Source organism: Runella sp. (assembly GCF_965279615.1).
Classification (GTDB): Bacteria; Bacteroidota; Bacteroidia; order Cytophagales; family Spirosomataceae; genus Runella.
Window position 1 is genome coordinate 454,364 of the sequence record NZ_OZ257252.1, and the last position, 21,604, is coordinate 475,967.

Genomic DNA, 21,604 nt, shown 5'->3' on the forward strand with positions numbered 1-21,604 from the left:
TGACGTTTTTGAGTAGGATTGTGGAAGAAAAGGAACAAAAAGGAGGTTTTGGGGTCTTCTTAACTTTGCCGCAATGACCATTTTAACGCATGCCATTGACCGCATTTACTAATAACGTACCTACGGCGACATACTTACCGGTAGATGCTACTTTGTACGATCCGCCGGTGTTATTCCTGAACAAATCCCTCATTTGAAAAGGAGTTAAATATTTTTGTTTTCTTTTGAAATATTGACTTTGAAAACTTACTGCCATCGCGGCAATAACGGCGGCTGCCCCTGACGTGCAGGAGTAACGTTGACAAACACCTTGTTTTGTGACAATACTTTTGAAGTTAGTAAGACTATAAACATCCACTCGATTACCATAATTGGTGCCCGGGAAAATAAAGTAATTATTTGTTCCATCTTTATAGGCAGCTCCTACCACAATCGCCCCTGAATCTGTAGCTATATTTATAGGCCTATCGCCATTTCCTGCGGGTTCAATAACAATTATTCCCAGACACCCGGTAGCTATTTGAATTAATTCCTGAATTTGAGGCTGTGATTCAATGATATTATTACTGTCATCAAACTCAAATAAAAGAATATCACCTGCTTGGGATAGGAGTAAGGTACGCAGTAAGGCACGTGAAATGGAAAAATTCGAGTCAGAGGAAGAGGGATTGCAATCTATATCGTTAGTGCAGAAAAAAGTTCTGAGTTTACCTTTAGGAGCTATACCGTTGCTACAGCCCGTACAGCAATAAGGGTTTGATTGTGCAGCCCAGAAAACACCCAACGTTTTATCAGAATGGTTAAAAGTAGGGCGGGTACGACTAACATTTAAAGGGATATAAATGGAACTGCCCATAGCAGTTCGTTTTGAATTTATATATGGATTTACGGGATAGGTTGAAGATTCAATTAAAGAAAAACCGGCTGAATCTCCGGTATCCAAACCGGTCAAATCCATATCAGTAATATAAGTATTGGTAATATTACCGGTGCTGTTATTTTTATTGCACGTTATAGAACCGTCGGTAACGGTTCCAACAGCATAACTATCCATTCGGGAAACATAGTTTTTGAATTTGGCAGTAAGGGTTGCCAGAAGCCGGGAATCAAACACGCATCCCTTTATTTGGTAGAATCTGTTCAGGCTATCTACTGCATCCCTGCATAAAGGAACTCTGGCTGCTAAAGCCCTCAGATCACTTTCTTCAAAAAGCGGAATCAATTCGATCCTAAAATCATTTTTTATCTGCCCGATCTCTGCATTTTGGTTAGGATCGATATGTTTTTTAAATTTAATAATAACTGTTCTTTCCCCATTATTTTGAGCGATCAGTTGAATAGTAAATAGTAAACAGATGATTAGAGAGGTAATTTTTTGCATAGCCAATAAGCGTTTTTTGCAAAACTACAGTATCGTTCTATAATCTTGCGTTGCAATAACTACCGTTTGATAAGTTTTTCTATGATTAGCTGAAAATAGTATCAATTTTTGGTCTCACTCTTTAATGATTTTACTATGTCAATTACTAATTCTCCTTTATCACCACAATTTTCAGATGAAGAGATGCTGACTCAATTAGTGGATGAACCTACCTTATATGAGCCGGGTCCCAATATTGTCAATGATATGAAACTGCTGTTTCGAAAATTTCATGAAGTTGATGAAAACGGAAAACGCCCCGACGAGCGACAACAGCGATTTGGAATTGCGATCTCAAAAAGAGAATTATTGGAGATGCTGGAAGGAGATAATTGTGTAGCCCTTCAAATATGCTTTGGCTTTTTACAGGATGATCCGCATGATGATATTAATACGATCCCGAAATCGAATATCCTGGATAATGCTACGGAGTTGATTTTTTCACGAATTGAAACCCAAACCGATAAAGCGGGAACAACGAGTATTGATAGAACGAATGAAAAATATTGGGCTACTTCAATGAATATCAGACCAACGGATGTAGATTGTCCTCCTTATGTAACTAATTGCAAAAAGCCGGTACCGCGCGCTTAATAATAGTCGTTAAAATGCTCACTGTAATTACCGGCATACCTAGACCTGTCGTATGGATTTAGCCACTTTTAGTTTCTATTTTGCAGTAGGTTGTTCGCAATTGCTTATTATTCCGATTCTCATAGGGCTTTGTCGGCGACGTTCGCTTTCCAAAGCCCTATGGGTATTTTGGTGCTTTTTAGTAGGAGCGTTTATTTTACCCAATATTTCAATTGGGTTGGCCTTTAAAGGAATTCATAATCATTTTATGAATTATTTTGATTCGCTGAATGTCGTTGTTTTGCTCGGTTATTATTTTAAAATCTTATTTGAAGGTCACTCACCGGCAAAATGGATATCTTATATAATTGGAGCGGGGGTAGCTATGCTGTTTATGGATGGATTTTGGTTGAGCGGATTCAGTGAAGTAAATGGATTTTCAGGCTCAGCGATCAATTTTATGGTATTGGTGTTGGCATTTCTGTATCTTAAATATTCTTTCAGTTCCCCTGATTCCTATTTGCAGGAGCCTAATGTTTATATTTGTATAGGATTGTTGGTGGCTTTTTTTGCCGAATTTGTTTTCAGTTTATTCAAAGAGAAATTATTACACACTGATGCAACCTATAGGGTCTATTTTGAAATGGCTAACCTCAAGTATTTTTTTAAGCTGATCGCCATTTTTCTTTACTCATTATCGTTCAAAAAAGCCATTAGATGAGATTTATCTGCCTATTGTTATGTATGATCGCTACTCATGGCTATGGACAAACTAGTATTGTTTTCAGGAAATTTACTGCCCAAGCCCTTGGGGTGGACTATACTTTGAATACTAAACAACCAATAAAGCTTAATTTTCAGCCAAGTCAGGTAAGTATTGAATTTGTTGACAGGTCAGATTCTGCAAAAGCTGACTATCAATGCGAATTGAAAGTACAGGCATCGATTGTTAATACGATAAGTTTGGGTAAAAGTAATTCCATCCATTACGCAAATCTGCTGGGAGGAGAGTATACATTAAAAGTAACAAACGGTACAAATGGGCATACGGCAACGTTGAACTTTTATATTGAGCCTGTTTTCTGGGAACAATGGTGGTTTGCTCCACTGATATTTCTTATGGCTATGGCGGTAATCGGCGTGGTTTTCTACTTTTTCTTTTTATACAATACCCGTAGCCAACTGCATTTTCAGTCGCTTCGCCACGAACTGGAGATTAAAGCCCTACGGGCTCAAATGAACCCTCATTTTATTTTTAACAGTCTCAATACCATTGATGCCTATATTCTGAGGAAGCGATTTGTTGAAGCTTCAGATTGTTTACAGAAATTTTCTAAACTCATAAGGCAAATTTTAGAAAATTCCGAATATCCGGTCATCAGTATTGACAAAGAACTTGCTACTCTTCGTCAGTATATTGAAATGGAACGTGAGCGTTTTGGGGATACATTTACGTACCTAATCGAGGCAATGCCGCGCTTACTCAGCAGCAATTGCCAGATTCCGCCGCTGTTGCTGCAACCTTTTGTTGAAAATGCCATTTTGCACGGGTTACGTCATTTAAAAGATCGTAAAGGAATATTGAGCATTAAATTAGAAGTTATACTTATCAATGGCAATGAAGCATTGTATTGCCGGATCGAGGACAATGGGATTGGTAGAAAAGCTTCGACCGAGCTTAATGAAAAATATCGGGAGTACCATAAATCCATGGGTATGAATGTTACTTTTGAACGGATAGCAGCGCATCAGGCTCTTTATGGAGCACAAATGCAAACCCGAATCGAAGACCTTAGCGCTCCGCATACCGGCACTATAGTATATATATGGCTACCATTAATAAAGCAATGAAAGCGATCATAATCGACGACGAACCTTCGTGTATTGAATCTTTGGCGGCAAAGATCGAACTTTTTTTACCTCAGATGGAAATTATTAAAACGTACCAGGTAGCGCAGGAGGCGCTTTTTGATGTGCATCGCTTGGATGCTGACGTTATTTTTTTAGACATAGAAATGCCCGGTCTTGATGGAATTACGTTTGCGCAAAAAGCAAACCTGCAAACCACCGAAATCATTTATACTACGGCGCATCAGCGCTATGCTATAAATGCGTTTCAGGTAAGCGCTTTTGACTTTTTATTGAAGCCAATTGACCGCCATGAGTTGGTAAAAACTATTGAACGATTAACAAAAAAGTTGAAAGAAAAGCAGTTAAAAGGTCTAAAACTGCACAGTAGGTACAATAAAATTGCGGTTCCATCAATCAAAGGGATGTTTTTTGTCCCGCTTAACGAAATTTTATGGCTTGAGGCTGATAATAATTATACTACCCTGCATTTGACCTCCGGAGCAAAATTGCTCACCAGTCGTGCCATTGGAGAATATGAAGATATTCTGACTCCTCTTGATTTCTTCCGAATTCACCAATCAACTATTATTAACCTACAGCATTTGCAAGAGTATGTTAGAGGAGAAGGAGGGCTTGTAATTCTCACAAATGGACAGGAATTGGAAGTTTCCCGCCGTCGAAAAGCAGATCTACTGGCCGTAGTTGGTTAATTAATTTCCGGCGGCCTCTTCCGATTCTATCCTTAATCCTGCCGAATTCCGGTTATTACCTACCATTATCACATTTGGGTTAAAGAGCATTTGGTTTTTGTAACAACTTTACTGACATAAAACCATTTGGAATTCTCTTATGAAAAGGATTGTAAAACCCTGCTGTTTGCCCTTCGGGGATATTCTGTACCTGGAAGGAATGCGTAATTACACTCAAATTGTTTTTAGAAATGGGGAAAAAGCGACGGTATCACATACCCTCAGATATTTTGAGGTGATGTTAGCTGAGTATGAACTTTATATCCGCACCCACAAATCATATTTAGTGAATCTGCAAACAGTTAAAGCCATTGTCTGGACTGCCGATGAGCCTTACATGACTCTTTTTAACGACGACAGAGTAGCTATTGCACGCCGTAAACGAAGGAAAGTCAGAAAACGCCTTAAATACCTTTCTCTTTCCTAAATTTTAATTTTTCTCTTACCATTAGAATCTACTCAAAATGAAAAAAGTAACTAACGGTCTCTTGTTGCTCTTTGTACTGCTGAATGTTTCCTTAGCAGGATGCATAAAGAAAAAAACAGAACCTACTCCTGTCACCAAGAGTTCAGCCAAAGACATTACCGAATTTAGTTTTGTCGGTATCAGCCCTGCCATTAATGCGACTATTGACGCTTCGGCTAAAACAATAAAAGCCGAGTTACCCATCGGTACCGACCTCACGAAGTTAGTGCCGACGATTACGGTGTCTGACAAGGCCACTGTTTCACCGGCTACAGGTGCAGCGCAGGATTTCAGCAAAACGGTTACTTACACCGTCACCGCTGAAAACGGTACTACGCAAGTATATACGGTAACGGTTTCAATCGTTAACAATGGAACCGTTTATATTGGGAATTTGGATGGAGTATTTTACGCTATAGATGCTCTAACCGGTGCTAAAAAATGGGAATTTAAGACGGGAGGGAGCATTAACTCTACCCCAACAGTGGTCAATGGCATGGTATTTTTTGCAAGTTGGGATAAAAAAATCTATGCCCTTGATGCCGCTACAGGCGCAAAAAAATGGGAATCGAACCCTACGGCGGTCAAATTGTTGCAGCCTTTTGCCGCGCCAATGGTGGTCAATGACGCCCTGTATTACGTTGGAGAGACTGCTTTATATTCCCTTGATGCCGGTACCGGCGTAAAAAAATGGGAATTTGTTGGTGATGGCGTTTATAGTTGGCAGGCTTCCCCCATGGTGGCAAATGGGATTGTATATGGCATTATACGGGGAAATACCGGCGGTAAATATGGAATGTATGCTTTAGATGCAACAACCGGTGCTGTAAAATGGGGCCCTGCAACGGATGTTAAGTTATCCGAATCCTCACCTGCCATTGCCAACGGAGTCGTTTTTGCGGGCTCAGAATCAAATGGTTTGGTAGCGCTTGATGCCACTACAGGGGCTACGAAATGGAAGTTTGATAGTGGCTTGATCACCTATTCGTCGCCCACCGTTGCCAATGGTGTTGTGTATGTGGGTGCGGGCGGATTTGGAACCAACAAAGACAATGACAAACTCTATGCAGTGGAGGCAACCACCGGTGTGAAGAAATGGGAGTTTAAAACCCCCGATGGTGGCTCCGATTATTCGTCGCCCATGGTGGCCGGCGGCATTGCCTATATCGGTGCCGGGGGCACGCTTTACGCCCTTGATGCAGCCACCGGTACTAAAAAATGGGAAGCCAAACCCGACGTCGGTAACCTGATTACTTCGGGGCCGGTGGTGGCAACAGCGCTGGTTTACCTCGGAATCGGCAAAAAACTCTATGCCTTTGATGCCGCTACGGGGGCTAAAAAATGGGAATACGACACAGGCCGTACCATTGATCAGAGTTCGCCCTGCGTAGTAGCCAAAGACGGAACCATATACCATGCAGGCATCAGCGGGATGGTGCAATGATAAGCAGTTGAGTCGCACGCTTGGCAGGAAAGGTTTAAATCGAAATCTTGGTTACGTATATATAGATACGTAAGCGTTCGATCAAACCTCTCATGACAGAATAACGCCAAGAGAACATTTGTCTGCCGGATAGTTTCGAATTAGTATCGAAAATAATTTTTTGACAAAAAATACAACTATGTGCAATTTACTCGCACTTCGCACGCCCATTGAAGCAGAAACAATACTGTATCTCGAAGGTGACGGCAATTACACGAATGTCGTTTTTACCAACGGACGTCGGTTATTGTTGGCTAAGAATATAGCTTCTCTGCTTGCACTTTTACCCGAAACTTTGTTTTTGAGACTGAGCAAAACACACGTTGTAAATACCGCTTACATGCACGCGGTGCACATAAAGGGCTATTCGCGCTACGTACAGTTAAGTACAGGGCATAAGTTTGATGTGAGCCGCCGCAGAGCATGTGAGATGCGTAAAGTGCAAAAAAACACCTCATTTTGACTTTTAAAATCTATAAAATAATGAAAAAACAATCCATTCAGTTCATTCTGTTACTTTCCTGTTGGAGTGTGGTTAGCATTGCGCTTGCTCAAAGTGTTCTCATTGATCCTAAGGCAAATACACTCCCCATTGTGGATATTAAAAGCACCAACGGAAACGGAGGAGTAGCCATGCCGCGCATGACGGTTGCCCAAAGAAACGTCATTGCGCTGCAAGTGGGTTTGCAGGTCTATTGTACTGATTGCACTCCTGCCGGGCCGTACAGTTATGATGGAGGCTCGTGGGTGGCCATGTTTCAGACCCAGACCGTTTCGCCCATTACCTATACTGTAGGGCAAGCCGCGCAGGGCGGGATGGTGTTTTGGGTTGACCCTGCCTCGGGCGGACAGCATGGCTTGGTGGTTGATAAATACGACATTATGAATGGAGGCTGCTGGGATTGGCCTAATTCGTACTCATCATTTACTCCTTACTGCGGGGCTCATGCGTTTGGCTATTATGGCGGGGAGTTCAACACTGCGCGTATGTTAGATAAGCAGGATGAAGGTTATTTTTATGCGCCGGCCCAAGCGTGCAGAGCTTTTGGGGGTGGAGAAAACAGTATAACTAAATTTTCATACGGAGACTGGTATGTTCCCTCCGTGGGAGAATTAAACCTATTGTATACCCTGAGAAATACAATTGGAAATTTTGATACCGGCAAAAAATATTGGAGTTCAACGGAAAGCAGCCCAACACTTTCGTATTATGTCAATTTTGCAAATGGCATTTCAAACACCCTAGATAAAGCCACTTACTGCGCAGCCAGGTGTATCAGGCGATTTTAAGACCGGTTTCAGTACCCATAAATAAACTTGAAAAGCTTTCTAAATTAGCTGAAATTATGAAAAAAGTATCTACTGTTTTCTTAATAACATTCTTTATATCAGGCGTTTTTACTGTAAAAGCACAAGACGCTATCACGCTTGATCCAAAAACTACTACACCGACTCAAGCCAAACTTTTGTTGGAAGGAACGGGGCCTGTCCAATCAGTATATAGCGACTATATGCCCCTTTCTGAACGGATGGGTATTAAAGCCATTGCGGCACCCACCAACGGTACAAAAACGACCGCCATCGTCGGGATTTCAGATTTCAGGATAGGGTCGCCAACGCAGGAGACAGGGCAGGCTACGGGCGTGATCGGCTTCGCAAACTCAAAGACAATTTCTTACGGCGTTCAGGGCATTGCCGATGCACAAACGGCCGGTTCTACCTCCGTTGGTGTGCGTGGCTACGCCTCCAATGTCAGCAGTAATGCCACAAGCTACGGAGGAATTTTCAGCTCCCGAAGAGAAGGCAGTACAAACTCGTTGGGGTATGGTATTTACGCGACCACGTATCATAACGCCTCCGGCGCTACGGGAGCATCTTACGGCGGCTATTTCGGCGCTTTAGGATTAGGAACCGGTGCAAAAACGGGCGTGTTTTCAGTGGTCGATCACAGCGGTCCAACGCCGGCCGTAAGTGGGATAGGCTTTCAGACCGATATTTCGGGTATCTATTCTTCCCAAGTTATTGGCTTATATACTAATATTACAACCGGTGGTTCAAACAGTACCTTCGGGGCTAAGTTGGATTATACAGGCGTAGCCGGAAACAGCGCAACCGTTTATGGTTTACAATCCAATGTAAAAGGGACCGGTGCGGCCTCCTATCGGTATGGAGCCCGATTTGATGTTGATGGTTCTACCTGGAACAATTCTTATGGTATATATGCCCGGTCCAATATTGTGAGCGATCCCGGTGCCGGAAATGGATTGAACAGTTATGGAGGGTATTTTATAGCTACCGGCAGTTCGTTGAATCAGTTTGGTATTTATGCTACCTCAGATGCAAATTTAGGCCCCAACATTCGTTATGCCGGTTATTTTAGCGGCAATGTGTCAGTCACCGGAAATCTAACCAAAGGCAGCGGCACGTTCAAAATAGACCATCCGCAAGACCCCGAAAATAAATTTCTGTACCATAGCTTCGTCGAAAGCCCCGACATGAAAAATATCTACGATGGCGTCGTTACTACCGATGTCAACGGTGAAGTTGCGGTACCGTTACCCGCCTACTTTGAGAGTCTGAACAAAGATTTTCGCTATCAACTCACCGGCATCGGGCAATTTGCGCAGGCCATTGTTTCCGAAGAAATTAATAATAATCAGTTCAGGATCAAAACAGACAAACCCAATGTCAAAGTCAGTTGGCAAGTGACCGGTATCCGAAGAGATGCTTACGCCGAAGCCAATCGCGTAGTGGTAGAGGTTGAAAAACAGGGAAAAGAAAAGGGCAAATACCTCCATCCCGAAGTATTTGGAAAAGATAAAGCGCAGAGTATTGAGCGTTTGCATGAAGCGAAATCTTTGAACCGCTAGGGGAGGTGTATTTCCCTGAAAACCGATTTTTACTATTTGATTTTTGATTACAAACACAACCGATCATTCCAACATTTTAACCAAAATGTAGCAATGGCTTATGGCCTCTGCTGCCCAAAAACCATGAAAAAAGTTTATAACTTCCGATCATTAGTCGTTTATGCACTGATTTTAGGTGCAAGCACCTTGGCTTTTTCCCAACAAAAAAAGGGAATCCCGGCAACTACTACTCCCAAAAAAGCGCCTGCAAACGCTCCGAAAACTACGACTCAATCCACCTACGAGTCCTTGAAAACTAAGCCCCAAGCGGCAACAACTACCCCGACTCCTGCACCCTCGCAACAGGCTTATGATAAATACCAAGATAGCCGCACGGTAGTGGTGGCTCCCGTAGAGCAGCGTCCGGAGGTGGGAACGGTATTAAAACTCAATTTTATGCGGCTCGTTGTGGGCGGAATTGATGTAGAGTTGGAAAAAAGAGTTGCACCCCAGTCGTCGGTGGTATTGACGGGCGGTTACTACGCCTACGGCATACTGAAAGGCGGTTATCGCGCCGGTATAGATTATCGGCAGTATTTGGGCAAAAGTTACTCACCCAAAGGGCTGTATGTATCGTTGGGTGCCATGGGCAATTTTGTGCCGATCAAAGAAACGGGAGTGATTGAAAAAACAACCATTCTGCTACTCAATCTGCGGGCGTTGGCGGGTTACCAGTTCTTGTCCGGACACTTTGTGTTTGATGTGGCGGCCGGACCTGCTTACGGGTTTATAACAAGCACTGATACTTTTTCTGATCCCGACAAAGCATTGAAAGTAGGCTTGTTGCCTGCGGTCAAATTATCGTTAGGGTATGCCTTCTGAAAAACAAATTTCTTACATAAACAACCGCGGCGGCGAATTATTTACGCACAAAACCATGAAAACTATTTTCAATTTCCGTCTCTTATTGGCCTGTCTGTCAATGATAAGTCTACTGCAATTGTCTTCTTGCTTCAAAAAGAAATCAAAAGACCCGGCGCCTGCTGTTGACGAATATAAAACCGCCATTGAAGCTAAATACAAAGCACTCGGTTGGGACAAAGATGGCCATGCACCATTCCAAGGTACAGGCATTATTAAAACAGCGGCGGGAAAAGGCTACGTACAGTACTATGCCTTTGGTGGCCGTAAAACCGCTATTTATTATTTTGAAGGTAAAGGAGCATATGCGATGGATACGGAAGAAATGGTAGCCTACGACAATGCAGAACAAGATAAATTTGCCTTGGTGGTCTCTGACCCTAAAGGTACAGCTACCGGCGGTTGTGCGTACAATGATATTTTGACAACTGATGGAAGTGAAGGAATCATCACTTGTCAGAACCTGATCTATGGCGATATTTATAAGAAATATAAAGAAGTAAACCGTTGGGACGGCCCTTTGGGCTTACCTACTTCAGGAGTATTACCGACTCCCGCGCAAGGCACAGACAAAGGAACATTTGTCACTTTTAAAAATGGGGGAATATGGAACACTCCCACCATAAAAACACAAGCAGTATGGGGCAAGGCATATAAAATGTGGGTAGCACAGGATTGGGAAAGAGGTTGGTTGAAATTTCCCATAACGAGTTGTGATGCGGGGAAGGTAGATAACTTACAATCGGTTGATTTTCAGGGAGGATCTGTCAAAACAGGTCCTACTTGCGGCGCTTATTTTAACAAACTTAATGAAACCGTTTATCAGAACGGAGCCAAAGCCACAAATGTCTCAAATATTCCCTGCTATTAATTAAAAACCTATTAAATCCTTTAATATGAAAATCCTTCTTTTTATCTCAGCGCTTTTCCTGAGCTGCCTTTCAGCCATCGCCCAAGAAACCGTCTGGCGAGATGTGCCGGTTAATGAACTCAACGGTGTGGATATCAACGATTTACAGGGTCGAATGCGTGAGAGCATGGCCTACGCAAACCGCTACGGTTTTGGAGCAGGCGTTCCTACGTTTGAAAACGGTGAAAAAAACGGACAGATCGTCTATGGAACAATTCTGATTCCAAAGAGATACGTTGAATTCAAAGACATTCCCCAGTCAGAATTGGGAAATGTAGATCTTAACAATTTTCAGGAGCGAGTCCGCCAATCCATGACATGGGCGGGCAACCACGGTTACGCAGCAGGCATTCCTACCTTTCATCATGCCAACCATGGGAGTGGTATGGTGTGCGGCACAATGCTGTTCAAGGCAGGTTCGGTTACATTTCGAGATGTAAAGGAAAGCAATATGGAGAAAATTAATCAAAACGAAGCCGGAACGGCCGGGTGGGTAAGGTCTGTTGCAAGATATGCCGGTCAAATGGGCTGGGTTGGTGCTTTTCCCACCTTTCATCAAGCCACGTACAGTGACAAGGGGCAAGTGTATGGGGTGGTTTTCTTTAAGAAGTAGTGCTTTATCAAAGGATGTGTTGTAGGCTCATAATGTAATACTCTTTGGAAATTAGGCCTCTTTTTCATATTCAATAATTTATTTATATGAATTCTCCAGTCATTTTAGCATTTGAATCCGGCAACAGTCTGACCAATCTCACTACAATTGCCGTTAATTTAGGAATCTCTAAGGGAAAAATTGATTTGCCTTTTGTTCCACTTATTTTCTCGTTAGAAAAAATGGAAGAAAGCAGATGTTTATCAGATGTTTATATTGAGCAGCAAAAGCAAAAAAAAATGCCTGTAAATAATAAGGAGTTTTACGATAGTGTTTATACTTATCTAAGCTCATTCAGTAAGACTAAATTTTGGGGTACTCCCAAAAAAGTATCAAGAGATATTGTCGGCCTTACTGTGGGTTTTTCCGGTAATGCCATTCTCACAAAAGGCAATGATGCCGTTAAGTGGCTTTTAGAACGTGTACTGAAAAAGGAAATATTGGCAAAGATACTAACGGGCGGGTCTTCTAAAGATGGTTATACGCAAACTTCCCAGAGTGCTATTGCTTTAATTCATGGATATAATCAAGATACCTTTAATTTAGATAGTAGCCGTTTAGAAAATGGACAGATACTGTTAATAAGTATAGGTGCGGGTTTTTTGGTCCAAACATCAATCAATATTTTACTCATTGGTGATTTTCCATCTATAAAAACTTTCCATCTTGAAATAGCCCTGTTAGCTCTTCCTATAACTCCTGTTTTACCGGGTGCTTCAACGATAGTTTCACAAAAATTAAATGATTATTTTAAATGTGTCTCTGATCATTTATATGCTTATGCTTTTGTTAATGACGCAACCATAGGTTTTATTCCACCGGGTGGAAGTGTTGCAATCATGGCCACATAAGCATCAGGAAATTATATTGGATATCCATAAGAATGTCTTTATTTTAAAGAAAAACCAAAAGGTTCGTGAAAAAGGTCTTCCATATCATTTGGATATTAACAGTGGCTTACCGGCTGAGTTTTGCGCAGAAGGATTCGCTCTCCACCATTGCCACTCCACCTGCACCAACTTTCCACAAAGGCCGCTTTGCGGCAGTGGTGGCGACGGAAGCAGCGCTGTATGCCGGAACGATGTCATACCTGAATTTTATTTGGTACAAAGACGAAAAACGGGTGCCTTTTGAGTTTTACAACGACGCCAAAGGATACCTGCAAGTGGATAAATTCGGTCATGCGTATGGTTCATACCTGGAAAGCTATATCGGGTATCGGGCCATGCGTTGGTCGGGAGCATCTAAGAAGAAAGCGTTGTTGTACGGTGGTACGTTGGGTTTTTTGTTGCAATCGCCGATTGAGATCGTGGACGGTTTCTATGAAGGGTGGGGCTTTTCATGGAGCGATATGGCCGCCAACGCTGTAGGAAGCGGAATGGTGATAGGGCAGGAGTTGTTATTTGACGGTCAGCCCATGAAATACAAGTTCAGCTTTCGCCGTTCGCCTTATTCCAAGCAGGCCAATGGGTATTTAGGCACCACTTTCGCCGGACAGATCTTGCAGGACTACAATGCCCATACGTATTGGTTCAGTATCGGCCTCAATCGCATCATTCGTTCAGAACGGATTCCCGATTGGCTCAATGTAGCAGTGGGTTATGGAGCCAACGGCATGTTTGGCGAATTTGAAAACATTAAGCGTTGGGGTAGTGTCGTGATTCCACCTACCCAACGCTATCGCCAATTTCTGTTTTCATTAGACATTGACTGGACAAAGATCAAGACCCGAAATAAATTTTTGAATCAGATTTTCCAAAGTATGTTCATGATAAAACTTCCTTTTCCGGCCATCGAGATCAACACTAAAAATGGATTTCGGGTGTATGGAATCTACTATTAGGGCGTTTTACTCAACCTTTGCCACCACCACATAATTATCATTGCGCGTGATGCCATAAAGAATAAAAGCATTTTTGTCGCTTTTGTCGATGGCAAAACCTTGTCCTTCACTTGTCGTTGGAATGGTTTTGACGTATTGTAAGGTTGCTCCGCGTTCGGGCAATCGAAGAACGTACAATTCGGGTTTGTCGTGGCCTGTGCAGTAGAGCAATCCATCTTTTCCCCATGAGCCGCCGGAAGTACTTTTGGGGGCAAAAGCCTCTAAAAGCTGTGGTGGAAACGCCCAAGCTTCTACCTGTTGCCATTGCGCCGTAAATTTCACAAAAGTTGTCCAGCGGTTATCACGCCCACCGTCCGAATTTTTGTCGGAATAATTAGCGAACGCCACCCACCAATGGCCTTGGTAAAAGTCGACCCACGTAGCCGAGCCGGGAAACAATCCAAAGCTATGCGTGTCAAGGTGTTTAAGCGTTGCGGCGTCAAACACTTCGATGGAACTGGCCATTGGCTTATCGGGATAATTGGAATTAGCGCAGTAGAGTTTGTTGCCAATCATGATTCCGCTGTTGAGGTGTTTAAATATCCCTGTCGTATCTTTCCAGACTGCTGTTTGCTTGCCGTCCGTTTTGGTATGTTTGGTGATGGAGGTGTTGTTAATAACGTAAAAATGTGTGGCATCAACCGCTACACCTTGCTTTACTTCTTTCAGCTGAAAACGTTTCAGTTCTTTGGCTTGCTGCCCTCGGGCTGAAATTGAAAGTATAGAAATGAAGAAAAAACAGTAAATGACCTTATACATAGAAAATCAGAAGAAATGTCGTTTAAAGAAAATTAGTCTTTTCGGTTTATTATTTTTCAGTTCTCAAAAACCGTTTCAACTCAAACTTTTTCGGTTTATTATTTTTCAGTTTGAAATTTTTCAGTTCTCAAATCCTCCATCGTTGTAAAGGTAAAAGTAATTTTCAGGCTTGGCAGCCTTATAGATTCAAATTAACACTTAAAAATTGTCTTGTTGCAATGAATCTTTCTACACGCTTCCGTTTTGTCCAACCTGTCTCTTTTTTCTTTGCCATTTTACTGTTTATCGGAACTGTTGGTCATAGTCAAACCAAGACCGCTTCTCTGGCAGATGTCGCTTTTATGCAGGGACATTGGCTGGGCACCTTCAACGGCGGTCCCATTGAGGCCTTTTGGGCAGCTCCTGCGGGGGACAATCTCACGGGTTTTATGCGAATGATGAAAGACGAGAAAGTAACGATGTATGAAATGCTGATCTTTGAACAAACCGCCAACGGGCCCATTGTATTGGTAAAACACTTCAAACCCGGCCTCATTGCGGTAGAAGAAAAAGAAATTTCAGACCGTTACAGCTTTATCGAAGCCAAAAAGAATCAGGCATTGTTTGAAAAACAGGATGGCTCCATTCGGATCATTTACGAAAAGCGCAGCGAAAACCAACTCGTCATTCAACGTGGAAAAAAAGAAGGCGAAAAATGGGTATTTGCTGATCTGTTCGTTTTTAATCGGGTGAAGTAAGGGATTGAGGGGGAGAACTGTGAAGGACACTCGGGCGGCTTTGTTCGTCCTGATACCCTTCTCCCATTCTAAGGACTTCTACGCTTGAAAAAAAGCAGGAGATCAGTTGTTTCACTCTCTATTTGAAAAAAGAGAGGTTTCATTAATGCCTTCTACAGAAATAATTTCCCAGTCAACATTACCTAAGTTGTTCAGGGTTTCAATCAGTTCAGATTGAAATGGGTCTTTGGTTAAATGGGATTTTGAAACGTTAAGAACCTTATATTCAAACCTATAAACTGTAAAACTCTATATTTGAATCCGGAAAATAGTTTCCAAGCATCGGACGCCACCGCCCTTTTCCTCATAACCTCTCCATTGCTGATTGAGAGAAGATGATGAGGAAAAGGGTTCCGGGAAAAATTGTAAGATTTAGTCACGCCACATTTTGGTTGTCTGATTGGTCAAATCTTAGTTTTTTAACTAAACACACGTTTGGTTGGGCTGCTTTATGTAGTAAAACTATACTGGCGCAATCGTTTTTCAAAACCGGACCCAATGATTTTGGAAGGTTGTTGGGTAGATAGTTTGGTGCTTACCGTGTTGCAAACACTCTGTGTATCGTTGGTTCGGGGTTGTCTTTCAGAACACCCCGAACAACGGTGGGGAGAAGTTTTTGCGAAGTTGGCCCAGCAAAACTTCGCTATCAACCTGTCACAAGTACTTAAAAAATGGTATAATTGTCCACTAAATGGCACTTTGAAAATAATTATTGGACAATTTGAAACAAATAACTAATATAGAAATAATAAGAATTGTAACAGTTAATCTGTTAAAAACTTTAAGAAAAACTATGCAGTAAAGCAGGGCAATTATGTAATCATAAACCGCAAAATGCCAGCCTTCAGTAAGAGAAATCAACGCAAAAATTAAAGGTACTAAAAATAAAAATATCAATTCTGATACTTTGAAATATTGTAAAATTTTGATACCAATTATGTTTATTGAAAGAATTGTGAAAGTAGGAATAAGATAAATAGTGATGTAGTATTCCAGTCCATTTGAAAAACCAAATCCCATACTTTTAATGCTAATGCCAAAATATGATTTTAGAATTGTATGAAAACCCCAAGAAGTAATTGTTTGTAAAATTAGAACAGTCAGGAATACAGTTGTAAGGTTAAACTTCTCAAGTTTAGAAATTATATTATTCATTTTTTAAATTTTTCAACGTGTTATTGAACAAAAAACCACTTCACTGCAATGGATTGATTTCTAGGTGGTTTTAGAGAATTGTTACACTTAAAGCAAACTATATTATTAAATGTATAAGAATGTTAACTTGTACTTATATTCGCAAATAAATTTATGCCTTTTTATTCAATGGGAGTAAAACGCTATTCTGAACATAAGAAAAAGTGGTTAAGAAATTTAACATCGCGGGCTATCCCAATTACCTTTTTTGAAAAGATCAGCAGTTGAATCGCATAAATTCGTACGATTGCATGTACCGGAATATACCATTAAAAGTAAAGTACTATACAAATGGCAACATGAAAACGGTCTTTTTGACCTTTAGACGAAACAAATAGAAAAAGTAACAAAAATAGCCTGCCGCTCACCTCCGCTTCACCACCAACGCGTTACTCACTGCCCGCTCGCTTTCGTGGTCAAATTTTTTGTTGTCGCCGGGATAATTTATGACTCCTCTTCCGTCTATCCACAGAAAATTAACTTATTTATTTCCACCACTTTCCGTTTTGCGGTAGTAATTTTTTGACTTTGAACTTTTAATGGTCTGTTTGTCAGAGTGTTACCGTTAACGGTTTAGGGTTTGGCGAAGTTGGGGCATTTGAAATACGCCGGCTTGGATTTAGCACAAATGTTCTTCAGAACTACTAATGTTGAATTTTGCACATCTGCCCCAATGTTGCCAAATCCTTGTTGGTGGCGGGTGTTCTATCTGTCTTTATTGTTTGTTAAAGTCAGTTTTGTCAGTCCACTTCCAAGTGATTAAAAATTAAACCCAAAATGAAATCCCGGTTCTCCGAAGATAAATTTCGGCCATTTATCGTCTAACTGTTTAAATCCATCAGGCATTTTTGTGTGATAAGGACGGTGGGTAATGGCAATGGACGGTTGAATAAAAAATCTGTCCTTAAAAAGTTTGATGTGATAACCAACGCGGTACGTATTGAAAATCTGAAATCCATTGCCCATTTTTTTGCCGCCATCATTCACAAAAATTTGCCAGGTAGGCATTACATTAAGTTCGGCATATAAACCTTTCCACAAAAATCGTTGGTAAGCCACTGATACCCCAAACTCACGAACATACCCCGGAAATTTTTCTTCCGGCTTTCCGTATGATTTGTTAAAAAATGGGTGAATACCATTTGGCCAGGCATATTTCCAGGTTTTTGGTTCTACTGTAATTACATCTTTTCCTGTAATACGATAGCCTACATTGAGTTGAGCGAAGTTGGGGGGATTTGTACCGGCCAAATTGCCCAATAAGAATACAGTGCTGCCAACAAACCACCGTTTGTAAGTACTGCTTTGTTTGTCATATTGTGCATTCACCGGTAAACTGCTTGCCAACACTAAGGCAAGTCCAATCCATAAAATTTTCTTTTGCATAGCTGTTTTAATTGAAATTAAACGATACTGCAAAAGTAGGTTGGCGAGATACTATAACTCGTTCACTTAAGTTAAGAAATGCATTTTAGCTCTTTTTTTCAAGAATTCCTGCTCGAAGTCTGCTTGAACTTTATACCTAAAAAACTTGCTAAGAACTTGACTGTCTTTGGGTATTAATTTAGAAACCTCCTGAAGTTGCAAAACTTCAGGAGGCCCAAATTAGTTGCAAATAACGGCTTTCATTGAATCATTGTAGTGTTAAAACTTAAATCCAAAATCAAGCCCGGGTTGAATAAAGTGGTTAGGCCATTTTTGTTCTACTGCTTTAAATGATTCCGGTACATTAGTTCTTACAGGCCAATAACTAATTCCAATAGCCGGTTCAAAAAAGAAGCGGTCTTTAAAAAACGTAAACCGGTAACCTAAATAGAAGTCCAGATATAAAGTGTATCCATTTCCAATCTTTTTATTATTCTCATCCATGTATTTTTCAAAAGCATTCAATGCATAAACGGATGTATAGACTCCTTTCCACCAAAACCGTTGGTATCCTAATGTAGGTGCAAGTATGCGGGCATGTCCCGGATAGGTATCTTCTGTTCCATCAAATATTTTTCCCCAAGGCGTACCTAAAGGCCAGTCGTAAACGGATCTTTTAAATCTAAAATGAACAACGTCTTTTGGGGTTATCTTATATCCAACATTTATTTGTATATACTCAGGCTTGTGCTTTTCAACAAAATTGCCCAACAAATACAAGGTGCTACCAACAAACCACTTTTTATAGGTGCGGTCTTGTTTGGCATTTTGTGCTTTAACTTGAAGAGTGCTTGCCAACATTAAGGCAAGTCCAAACCATAAAATTTTCTTTTGCATAGCTGTTTTAATTGATGTTAAACGATGATGCAAAAGTAGGTTGGCGAGATACTATAACTCGTTCACTTAAGTTAAGAAATGCGTTTTAGCTCTTTTTTTCAAGAATTCTTGCTCGAAGTCTGCTTAAAGATTGAGGTTTTATACCCAAATAACTCGCTAATTGGTGTTGTGGAACACGCTGAATAAGGTCCGGTCGTTTTTGTATTAAGTTTAAGTATCGTTGTTCGGGAGAAGAAGTCTTAAACTCGTCAAAGTCTATTCGTTCTTTGGCTAACAATTCTTCTGACAAGATTCTGCACATTATTTCAAACTTTGGAAATTTGCTGTTTACTTCTACTTCCATATCAGAATTTGAAATTAAAATAATACTGTCTTCAATACAACTGATGAAATATTGAGAAGGAGCTTTACTTATAACACAATGAGGTGTTAAGGCGTCCATTTCTGTGTAGAAAGCGGTTGTTTTTTCTTCTCCGTCTATGATGTAATATGTTCGAATGCAGCCTTTTAAAACAAAATAGCTTTCATTGGATTTTTGCCCTTCTTTGAGTAAAGTCGTCCCTTTCTTTATCGAGCGAAATATGTCCAAAGAAACGATCGCGTTCTTCTCATCTGCTGTCAGAGAAATGTATTTTGATATAAAGTCAAATAATAAATCTTCCATTGTTTTATGTAGTTACTGTCGTCTGTTACACTTGCTGCTAATAACGCCCTATGCAGTTTTACGCCGAAGCGCGAAGCTCAAAACGCAACTGAATCCGTTTTTGTCAAGTTGTCCAACCGGGGCGTTTGACTTGTCAGTAACAACCTGTCCCACCTGTCGCCGAGCCGCCGGCATACAAGCAATTACTTGGACTCTTCACCCAACGTGTTATTAGAGGAAAGGTTATTATATTATTATGCTTTGATAATCAGTTAAATATAATAATGTTGCATGATATCGCAGGGCAATAATGTTGCAAATATGCCGAATTATTTTTTGCAAGAAAAATCTGAAAATGTTATCAAGTGGTAGGAGGGTAGTGAAAAGATGGTCTATCAAGGGGGCATTACTTTTATTCTTTTTACATGGTGGATCGTGGGAGTTCACAAGGCCGAGTAATATCACTCACTTCCGCTTCAGCACCAACGCATTACTCACCGCCCGCTCGCCTTCGTGGTCAAATTTTTTGTTGTCGCTGGGATAATTTACGACGCCTTTTCCGTCAATCCACAAGGTAGTGGAGCCGCCACCATCGAGGTTGAGGGCATCGCGACATCCGAGCTGACGCGCTAAAAAGGTCAATTCCGCCAGATTCATCCCGTACGATTCGGCAGAGCGACCATCGACCGTAATGAGCAATACTTTTTTAGTGTTGGTCACGCAGGCGCAACTGCGGGGGTGACGATTGTCGTTGAAGGCATTTTTGGGAAGAACTTCGTCGGTTCCGTTGAGCATTAATAAAGGCCCTGCAAGCATTACATCACGGTAAGGAAGTGTATATTCCCAACCCACGGTGGGTTGCCCTTTGAGAATGTGTAAGCGATTTCGATGCACCACAATGGCAGCCTGTCCGTGGAAAGCAGCTTTTTGGCCTTTTTTTATACGCGTGGTATCAACGATCTTACCGTTGACTTTGATAAAATCGACCGAACCGCCGTTCTTAACGTCAAAAAATCCGCCATTGATGGCAACGAGTGCGTTATGTTCTTTGGCTAAGGTGCTTGTCGGGCGCAGTTGCCCTTTGGCTTTATCTTTTTTTTCTAAAGAGTCGGCTGTAATAACGGCCCAACGATGACGCCTGTTCTTGACGGGTATTTCCAGAATATTGATACTTTGGTTGGCGTTAAAAAGCTCTTTTTGTTGGAAGTGCGTTTTTCTCCATTGTATTCCTTTCGCAATCTCCTGAATTTCCCATTTTGCCTGATGAATGGCCACCGAATCTACGGATGTTTGTGCGTGACCGGTCGTGAAAGTTAGCAGTAATAAAAAGACAATCGGTTTCATTTTATTTTCTAATTTTGTGGGCTGATTTACGTAAAATCAATTTGCAGTTACAAAACTGCAACGGCGCAAAGTTCGAAAATATAAATCATAAATAACCGCAAGAGCGACCTTACGTCGTAACGGCGATCACAATTAAAATAACAGTTAACAAAAAACATCAATGGCAAAAGTTCCGGTAAACAAACACCAGCCTGTCTATCAAATGCCGACTTCACCTTTGGCGGTGAAGACCAAAAAATTTGCGTTAGATAAAAAACAGTACGTCAACATTGCAATGGGTCAATTGTGGGAGCAGCAAAAAATGTGGACGCTTGTACCTTTAGGATTACTTTTAGTGAATGCGATCTTGGGGATTACGGGGGTTTATCCAAACATTTGGGCATACATTGTCATCATCTTGGGCGCACTGCTGTACGTAGGGTTTTGGTGGGTACAATTCACGGGTGTCACGCAGTTAGAACAATATAAACAGCTGTTTGATAAATACTTATATGAAATCGACAGTCGCCAGATCTTGGTAAAAACCAATCCGAAAGAAGGCGGTATAATGCAATGGGAGCAAATTAAAAATGCTTACCGAACCAAAGATGCTTATGTGTTGATCATGGCCCGCGGACAGTTCCTGCATTTTCCGCATTCTGTATTCAACTCTGAACATGATATGCGTCTTTTTGAGCGAATCTTGAAGCAGAAGAACTTGCTTGCGGAACCGAAAGAAGTCGCCAAATAAGCGCTTTTTCAACGAATACTGTTTAAGTGGCTGTGGAAACGCAGCCGCTTTTTTTATGCCTCGGTAGGCAGGTTTAGGCCGATAAAGGGCAATAAAAGCCGGCAGAACTTGTTTTTAATCGTAGAAGAAAGGAAAATCGG

At 41.3% G+C, this 21,604-nt stretch carries 23 protein-coding genes and 1 pseudogene; 16 read left to right on the plus strand and 8 right to left on the minus strand.

The features are described 5' to 3' along the window. Positions 1–82: 82 nt before the first annotated feature. Positions 83–1,381, minus strand: a complete 1,299-nt coding sequence (locus tag ACQY73_RS01970; protein WP_428660715.1) for a hypothetical protein — start codon at positions 1,379–1,381, stop codon at positions 83–85. A gap of 135 nt (positions 1,382–1,516) precedes the next feature. Between ACQY73_RS01970 and ACQY73_RS01975 the strand changes: the two genes are divergently transcribed. From ACQY73_RS01975 to ACQY73_RS02040, 14 genes are all read left to right on the plus strand, one after another. Then, the gene (locus ACQY73_RS01975) at positions 1,517–2,014 is read left to right on the plus strand and encodes a hypothetical protein (RefSeq protein ID WP_428660717.1); all 498 of its coding nucleotides are present in this window, start codon (positions 1,517–1,519) and stop codon (positions 2,012–2,014) included. A gap of 52 nt (positions 2,015–2,066) precedes the next feature. After that, entirely contained in the window at positions 2,067–2,714 is a 648-nt protein-coding gene (locus ACQY73_RS01980; protein ID WP_428660719.1) for a hypothetical protein, read from the plus strand. 23 nt (positions 2,715–2,737) lie between these two features. Then, on the plus strand, positions 2,738–3,844 hold the full coding sequence (locus tag ACQY73_RS01985; protein ID WP_428660722.1) for a sensor histidine kinase: 1,107 nt from the start codon (positions 2,738–2,740) through the stop codon (positions 3,842–3,844). Then, positions 3,841–4,554 (plus strand): LytR/AlgR family response regulator transcription factor, encoded by a 714-nt coding sequence (locus ACQY73_RS01990; protein WP_428660725.1) that lies wholly within the window; start codon positions 3,841–3,843, stop codon positions 4,552–4,554. The genes ACQY73_RS01985 and ACQY73_RS01990 overlap by 4 nt, the downstream gene beginning before the upstream one ends. A 139-nt stretch (positions 4,555–4,693) precedes the next feature. Further along, positions 4,694–5,020, plus strand: coding sequence for a LytTR family transcriptional regulator DNA-binding domain-containing protein (locus ACQY73_RS01995; RefSeq protein WP_428660728.1), 327 nt, complete (start codon positions 4,694–4,696; stop codon positions 5,018–5,020). 37 nt (positions 5,021–5,057) lie between these two features. Continuing rightward, a complete protein-coding gene (locus tag ACQY73_RS02000) occupies positions 5,058–6,503 on the plus strand; it encodes a PQQ-binding-like beta-propeller repeat protein (protein WP_428660731.1) in 1,446 nt (481 codons plus the stop codon). Between the two features lie 178 nt (positions 6,504–6,681). After that, on the plus strand, positions 6,682–7,005 hold the full coding sequence (locus ACQY73_RS02005; RefSeq protein WP_428660734.1) for a LytTR family transcriptional regulator DNA-binding domain-containing protein: 324 nt from the start codon (positions 6,682–6,684) through the stop codon (positions 7,003–7,005). A gap of 20 nt (positions 7,006–7,025) precedes the next feature. Then, positions 7,026–7,832 (plus strand): hypothetical protein, encoded by an 807-nt coding sequence (locus tag ACQY73_RS02010; protein WP_428660737.1) that lies wholly within the window; start codon positions 7,026–7,028, stop codon positions 7,830–7,832. Between the two features lie 56 nt (positions 7,833–7,888). Next, a complete protein-coding gene (locus ACQY73_RS02015; protein WP_428660739.1) occupies positions 7,889–9,412 on the plus strand; it encodes a hypothetical protein in 1,524 nt (507 codons plus the stop codon). 123 nt (positions 9,413–9,535) lie between these two features. Further along, positions 9,536–10,273 (plus strand): hypothetical protein, encoded by a 738-nt coding sequence (locus tag ACQY73_RS02020; protein ID WP_428660742.1) that lies wholly within the window; start codon positions 9,536–9,538, stop codon positions 10,271–10,273. 55 nt (positions 10,274–10,328) lie between these two features. Then, positions 10,329–11,183, plus strand: a complete 855-nt coding sequence (locus ACQY73_RS02025) for an LGFP repeat-containing protein (protein ID WP_428660744.1) — start codon at positions 10,329–10,331, stop codon at positions 11,181–11,183. Positions 11,184–11,208: 25 nt separating this feature from the next. Further along, a complete protein-coding gene (locus ACQY73_RS02030; protein ID WP_428660746.1) occupies positions 11,209–11,835 on the plus strand; it encodes a hypothetical protein in 627 nt (208 codons plus the stop codon). Positions 11,836–11,921: 86 nt separating this feature from the next. Continuing rightward, a complete protein-coding gene (locus ACQY73_RS02035) occupies positions 11,922–12,725 on the plus strand; it encodes a hypothetical protein (protein ID WP_428660748.1) in 804 nt (267 codons plus the stop codon). Between the two features lie 65 nt (positions 12,726–12,790). Further along, a complete protein-coding gene (locus ACQY73_RS02040) occupies positions 12,791–13,717 on the plus strand; it encodes a DUF2279 domain-containing protein (protein ID WP_428660751.1) in 927 nt (308 codons plus the stop codon). A gap of 6 nt (positions 13,718–13,723) precedes the next feature. Here ACQY73_RS02040 and ACQY73_RS02045 read toward each other — a convergent pair whose 3' ends face one another. Then, the gene (locus tag ACQY73_RS02045; protein ID WP_428660754.1) at positions 13,724–14,515 is read right to left on the minus strand and encodes a hypothetical protein; all 792 of its coding nucleotides are present in this window, start codon (positions 14,513–14,515) and stop codon (positions 13,724–13,726) included. A gap of 218 nt (positions 14,516–14,733) precedes the next feature. On the opposite strand from ACQY73_RS02045, the gene ACQY73_RS02050 reads away from it, so the two are divergent. Then, a complete protein-coding gene (locus ACQY73_RS02050) occupies positions 14,734–15,252 on the plus strand; it encodes a DUF6265 family protein (protein ID WP_428660756.1) in 519 nt (172 codons plus the stop codon). Between the two features lie 111 nt (positions 15,253–15,363). Here ACQY73_RS02050 and ACQY73_RS02055 read toward each other — a convergent pair. The 6 genes and pseudogenes from ACQY73_RS02055 to ACQY73_RS02080 form a co-directional block, all read right to left on the minus strand. Further along, positions 15,364–15,510, minus strand: a pseudogene (locus ACQY73_RS02055) (hypothetical protein); the annotation flags it as partial. Between the two features lie 468 nt (positions 15,511–15,978). Beyond that, the gene (locus tag ACQY73_RS02060; RefSeq protein WP_428660758.1) at positions 15,979–16,446 is read right to left on the minus strand and encodes a hypothetical protein; all 468 of its coding nucleotides are present in this window, start codon (positions 16,444–16,446) and stop codon (positions 15,979–15,981) included. Between the two features lie 798 nt (positions 16,447–17,244). Next, on the minus strand, positions 17,245–17,871 hold the full coding sequence (locus ACQY73_RS02065) for a hypothetical protein (protein WP_428660761.1): 627 nt from the start codon (positions 17,869–17,871) through the stop codon (positions 17,245–17,247). A gap of 258 nt (positions 17,872–18,129) precedes the next feature. Then, a complete protein-coding gene (locus ACQY73_RS02070; RefSeq protein WP_428660763.1) occupies positions 18,130–18,747 on the minus strand; it encodes a hypothetical protein in 618 nt (205 codons plus the stop codon). Between the two features lie 85 nt (positions 18,748–18,832). Next, positions 18,833–19,411 (minus strand): Crp/Fnr family transcriptional regulator, encoded by a 579-nt coding sequence (locus ACQY73_RS02075; protein ID WP_428660765.1) that lies wholly within the window; start codon positions 19,409–19,411, stop codon positions 18,833–18,835. A 444-nt stretch (positions 19,412–19,855) separates the two neighbouring features. Next, complete coding sequence (locus ACQY73_RS02080; protein WP_428660768.1) at positions 19,856–20,734, minus strand: phosphodiester glycosidase family protein; 879 nt, start codon at positions 20,732–20,734, stop codon at positions 19,856–19,858. 160 nt (positions 20,735–20,894) lie between these two features. Between ACQY73_RS02080 and ACQY73_RS02085 the strand changes: the two genes are divergently transcribed. Next, positions 20,895–21,464: a YcxB family protein gene (locus ACQY73_RS02085; protein ID WP_428660771.1), complete on the plus strand. Its 570-nt coding sequence runs from the start codon at positions 20,895–20,897 to the stop codon at positions 21,462–21,464. The last annotated feature ends 140 nt before the right edge of the window (positions 21,465–21,604 follow it).

Coding starts and splice junctions, on each gene's coding strand:
- ACQY73_RS01970 (WP_428660715.1), bottom strand. CDS start 1,381: ATGCAAAAAATTACCTCTCTAATCATCTGTTTACTATTTACTATTCAA.
- ACQY73_RS01975 (WP_428660717.1), top strand. CDS start 1,517: ATGTCAATTACTAATTCTCCTTTATCACCACAATTTTCAGATGAAGAG.
- ACQY73_RS01980 (WP_428660719.1), top strand. CDS start 2,067: ATGGATTTAGCCACTTTTAGTTTCTATTTTGCAGTAGGTTGTTCGCAA.
- ACQY73_RS01985 (WP_428660722.1), top strand. CDS start 2,738: ATGATCGCTACTCATGGCTATGGACAAACTAGTATTGTTTTCAGGAAA.
- ACQY73_RS01990 (WP_428660725.1), top strand. CDS start 3,841: ATGAAAGCGATCATAATCGACGACGAACCTTCGTGTATTGAATCTTTG.
- ACQY73_RS01995 (WP_428660728.1), top strand. CDS start 4,694: ATGAAAAGGATTGTAAAACCCTGCTGTTTGCCCTTCGGGGATATTCTG.
- ACQY73_RS02000 (WP_428660731.1), top strand. CDS start 5,058: ATGAAAAAAGTAACTAACGGTCTCTTGTTGCTCTTTGTACTGCTGAAT.
- ACQY73_RS02005 (WP_428660734.1), top strand. CDS start 6,682: ATGTGCAATTTACTCGCACTTCGCACGCCCATTGAAGCAGAAACAATA.
- ACQY73_RS02010 (WP_428660737.1), top strand. CDS start 7,026: ATGAAAAAACAATCCATTCAGTTCATTCTGTTACTTTCCTGTTGGAGT.
- ACQY73_RS02015 (WP_428660739.1), top strand. CDS start 7,889: ATGAAAAAAGTATCTACTGTTTTCTTAATAACATTCTTTATATCAGGC.
- ACQY73_RS02020 (WP_428660742.1), top strand. CDS start 9,536: ATGAAAAAAGTTTATAACTTCCGATCATTAGTCGTTTATGCACTGATT.
- ACQY73_RS02025 (WP_428660744.1), top strand. CDS start 10,329: ATGAAAACTATTTTCAATTTCCGTCTCTTATTGGCCTGTCTGTCAATG.
- ACQY73_RS02030 (WP_428660746.1), top strand. CDS start 11,209: ATGAAAATCCTTCTTTTTATCTCAGCGCTTTTCCTGAGCTGCCTTTCA.
- ACQY73_RS02035 (WP_428660748.1), top strand. CDS start 11,922: ATGAATTCTCCAGTCATTTTAGCATTTGAATCCGGCAACAGTCTGACC.
- ACQY73_RS02045 (WP_428660754.1), bottom strand. CDS start 14,515: ATGTATAAGGTCATTTACTGTTTTTTCTTCATTTCTATACTTTCAATT.
- ACQY73_RS02050 (WP_428660756.1), top strand. CDS start 14,734: ATGAATCTTTCTACACGCTTCCGTTTTGTCCAACCTGTCTCTTTTTTC.
- ACQY73_RS02060 (WP_428660758.1), bottom strand. CDS start 16,446: ATGAATAATATAATTTCTAAACTTGAGAAGTTTAACCTTACAACTGTA.
- ACQY73_RS02065 (WP_428660761.1), bottom strand. CDS start 17,871: ATGCAAAAGAAAATTTTATGGATTGGACTTGCCTTAGTGTTGGCAAGC.
- ACQY73_RS02070 (WP_428660763.1), bottom strand. CDS start 18,747: ATGCAAAAGAAAATTTTATGGTTTGGACTTGCCTTAATGTTGGCAAGC.
- ACQY73_RS02075 (WP_428660765.1), bottom strand. CDS start 19,411: ATGGAAGATTTATTATTTGACTTTATATCAAAATACATTTCTCTGACA.
- ACQY73_RS02080 (WP_428660768.1), bottom strand. CDS start 20,734: ATGAAACCGATTGTCTTTTTATTACTGCTAACTTTCACGACCGGTCAC.
- ACQY73_RS02085 (WP_428660771.1), top strand. CDS start 20,895: ATGGCAAAAGTTCCGGTAAACAAACACCAGCCTGTCTATCAAATGCCG.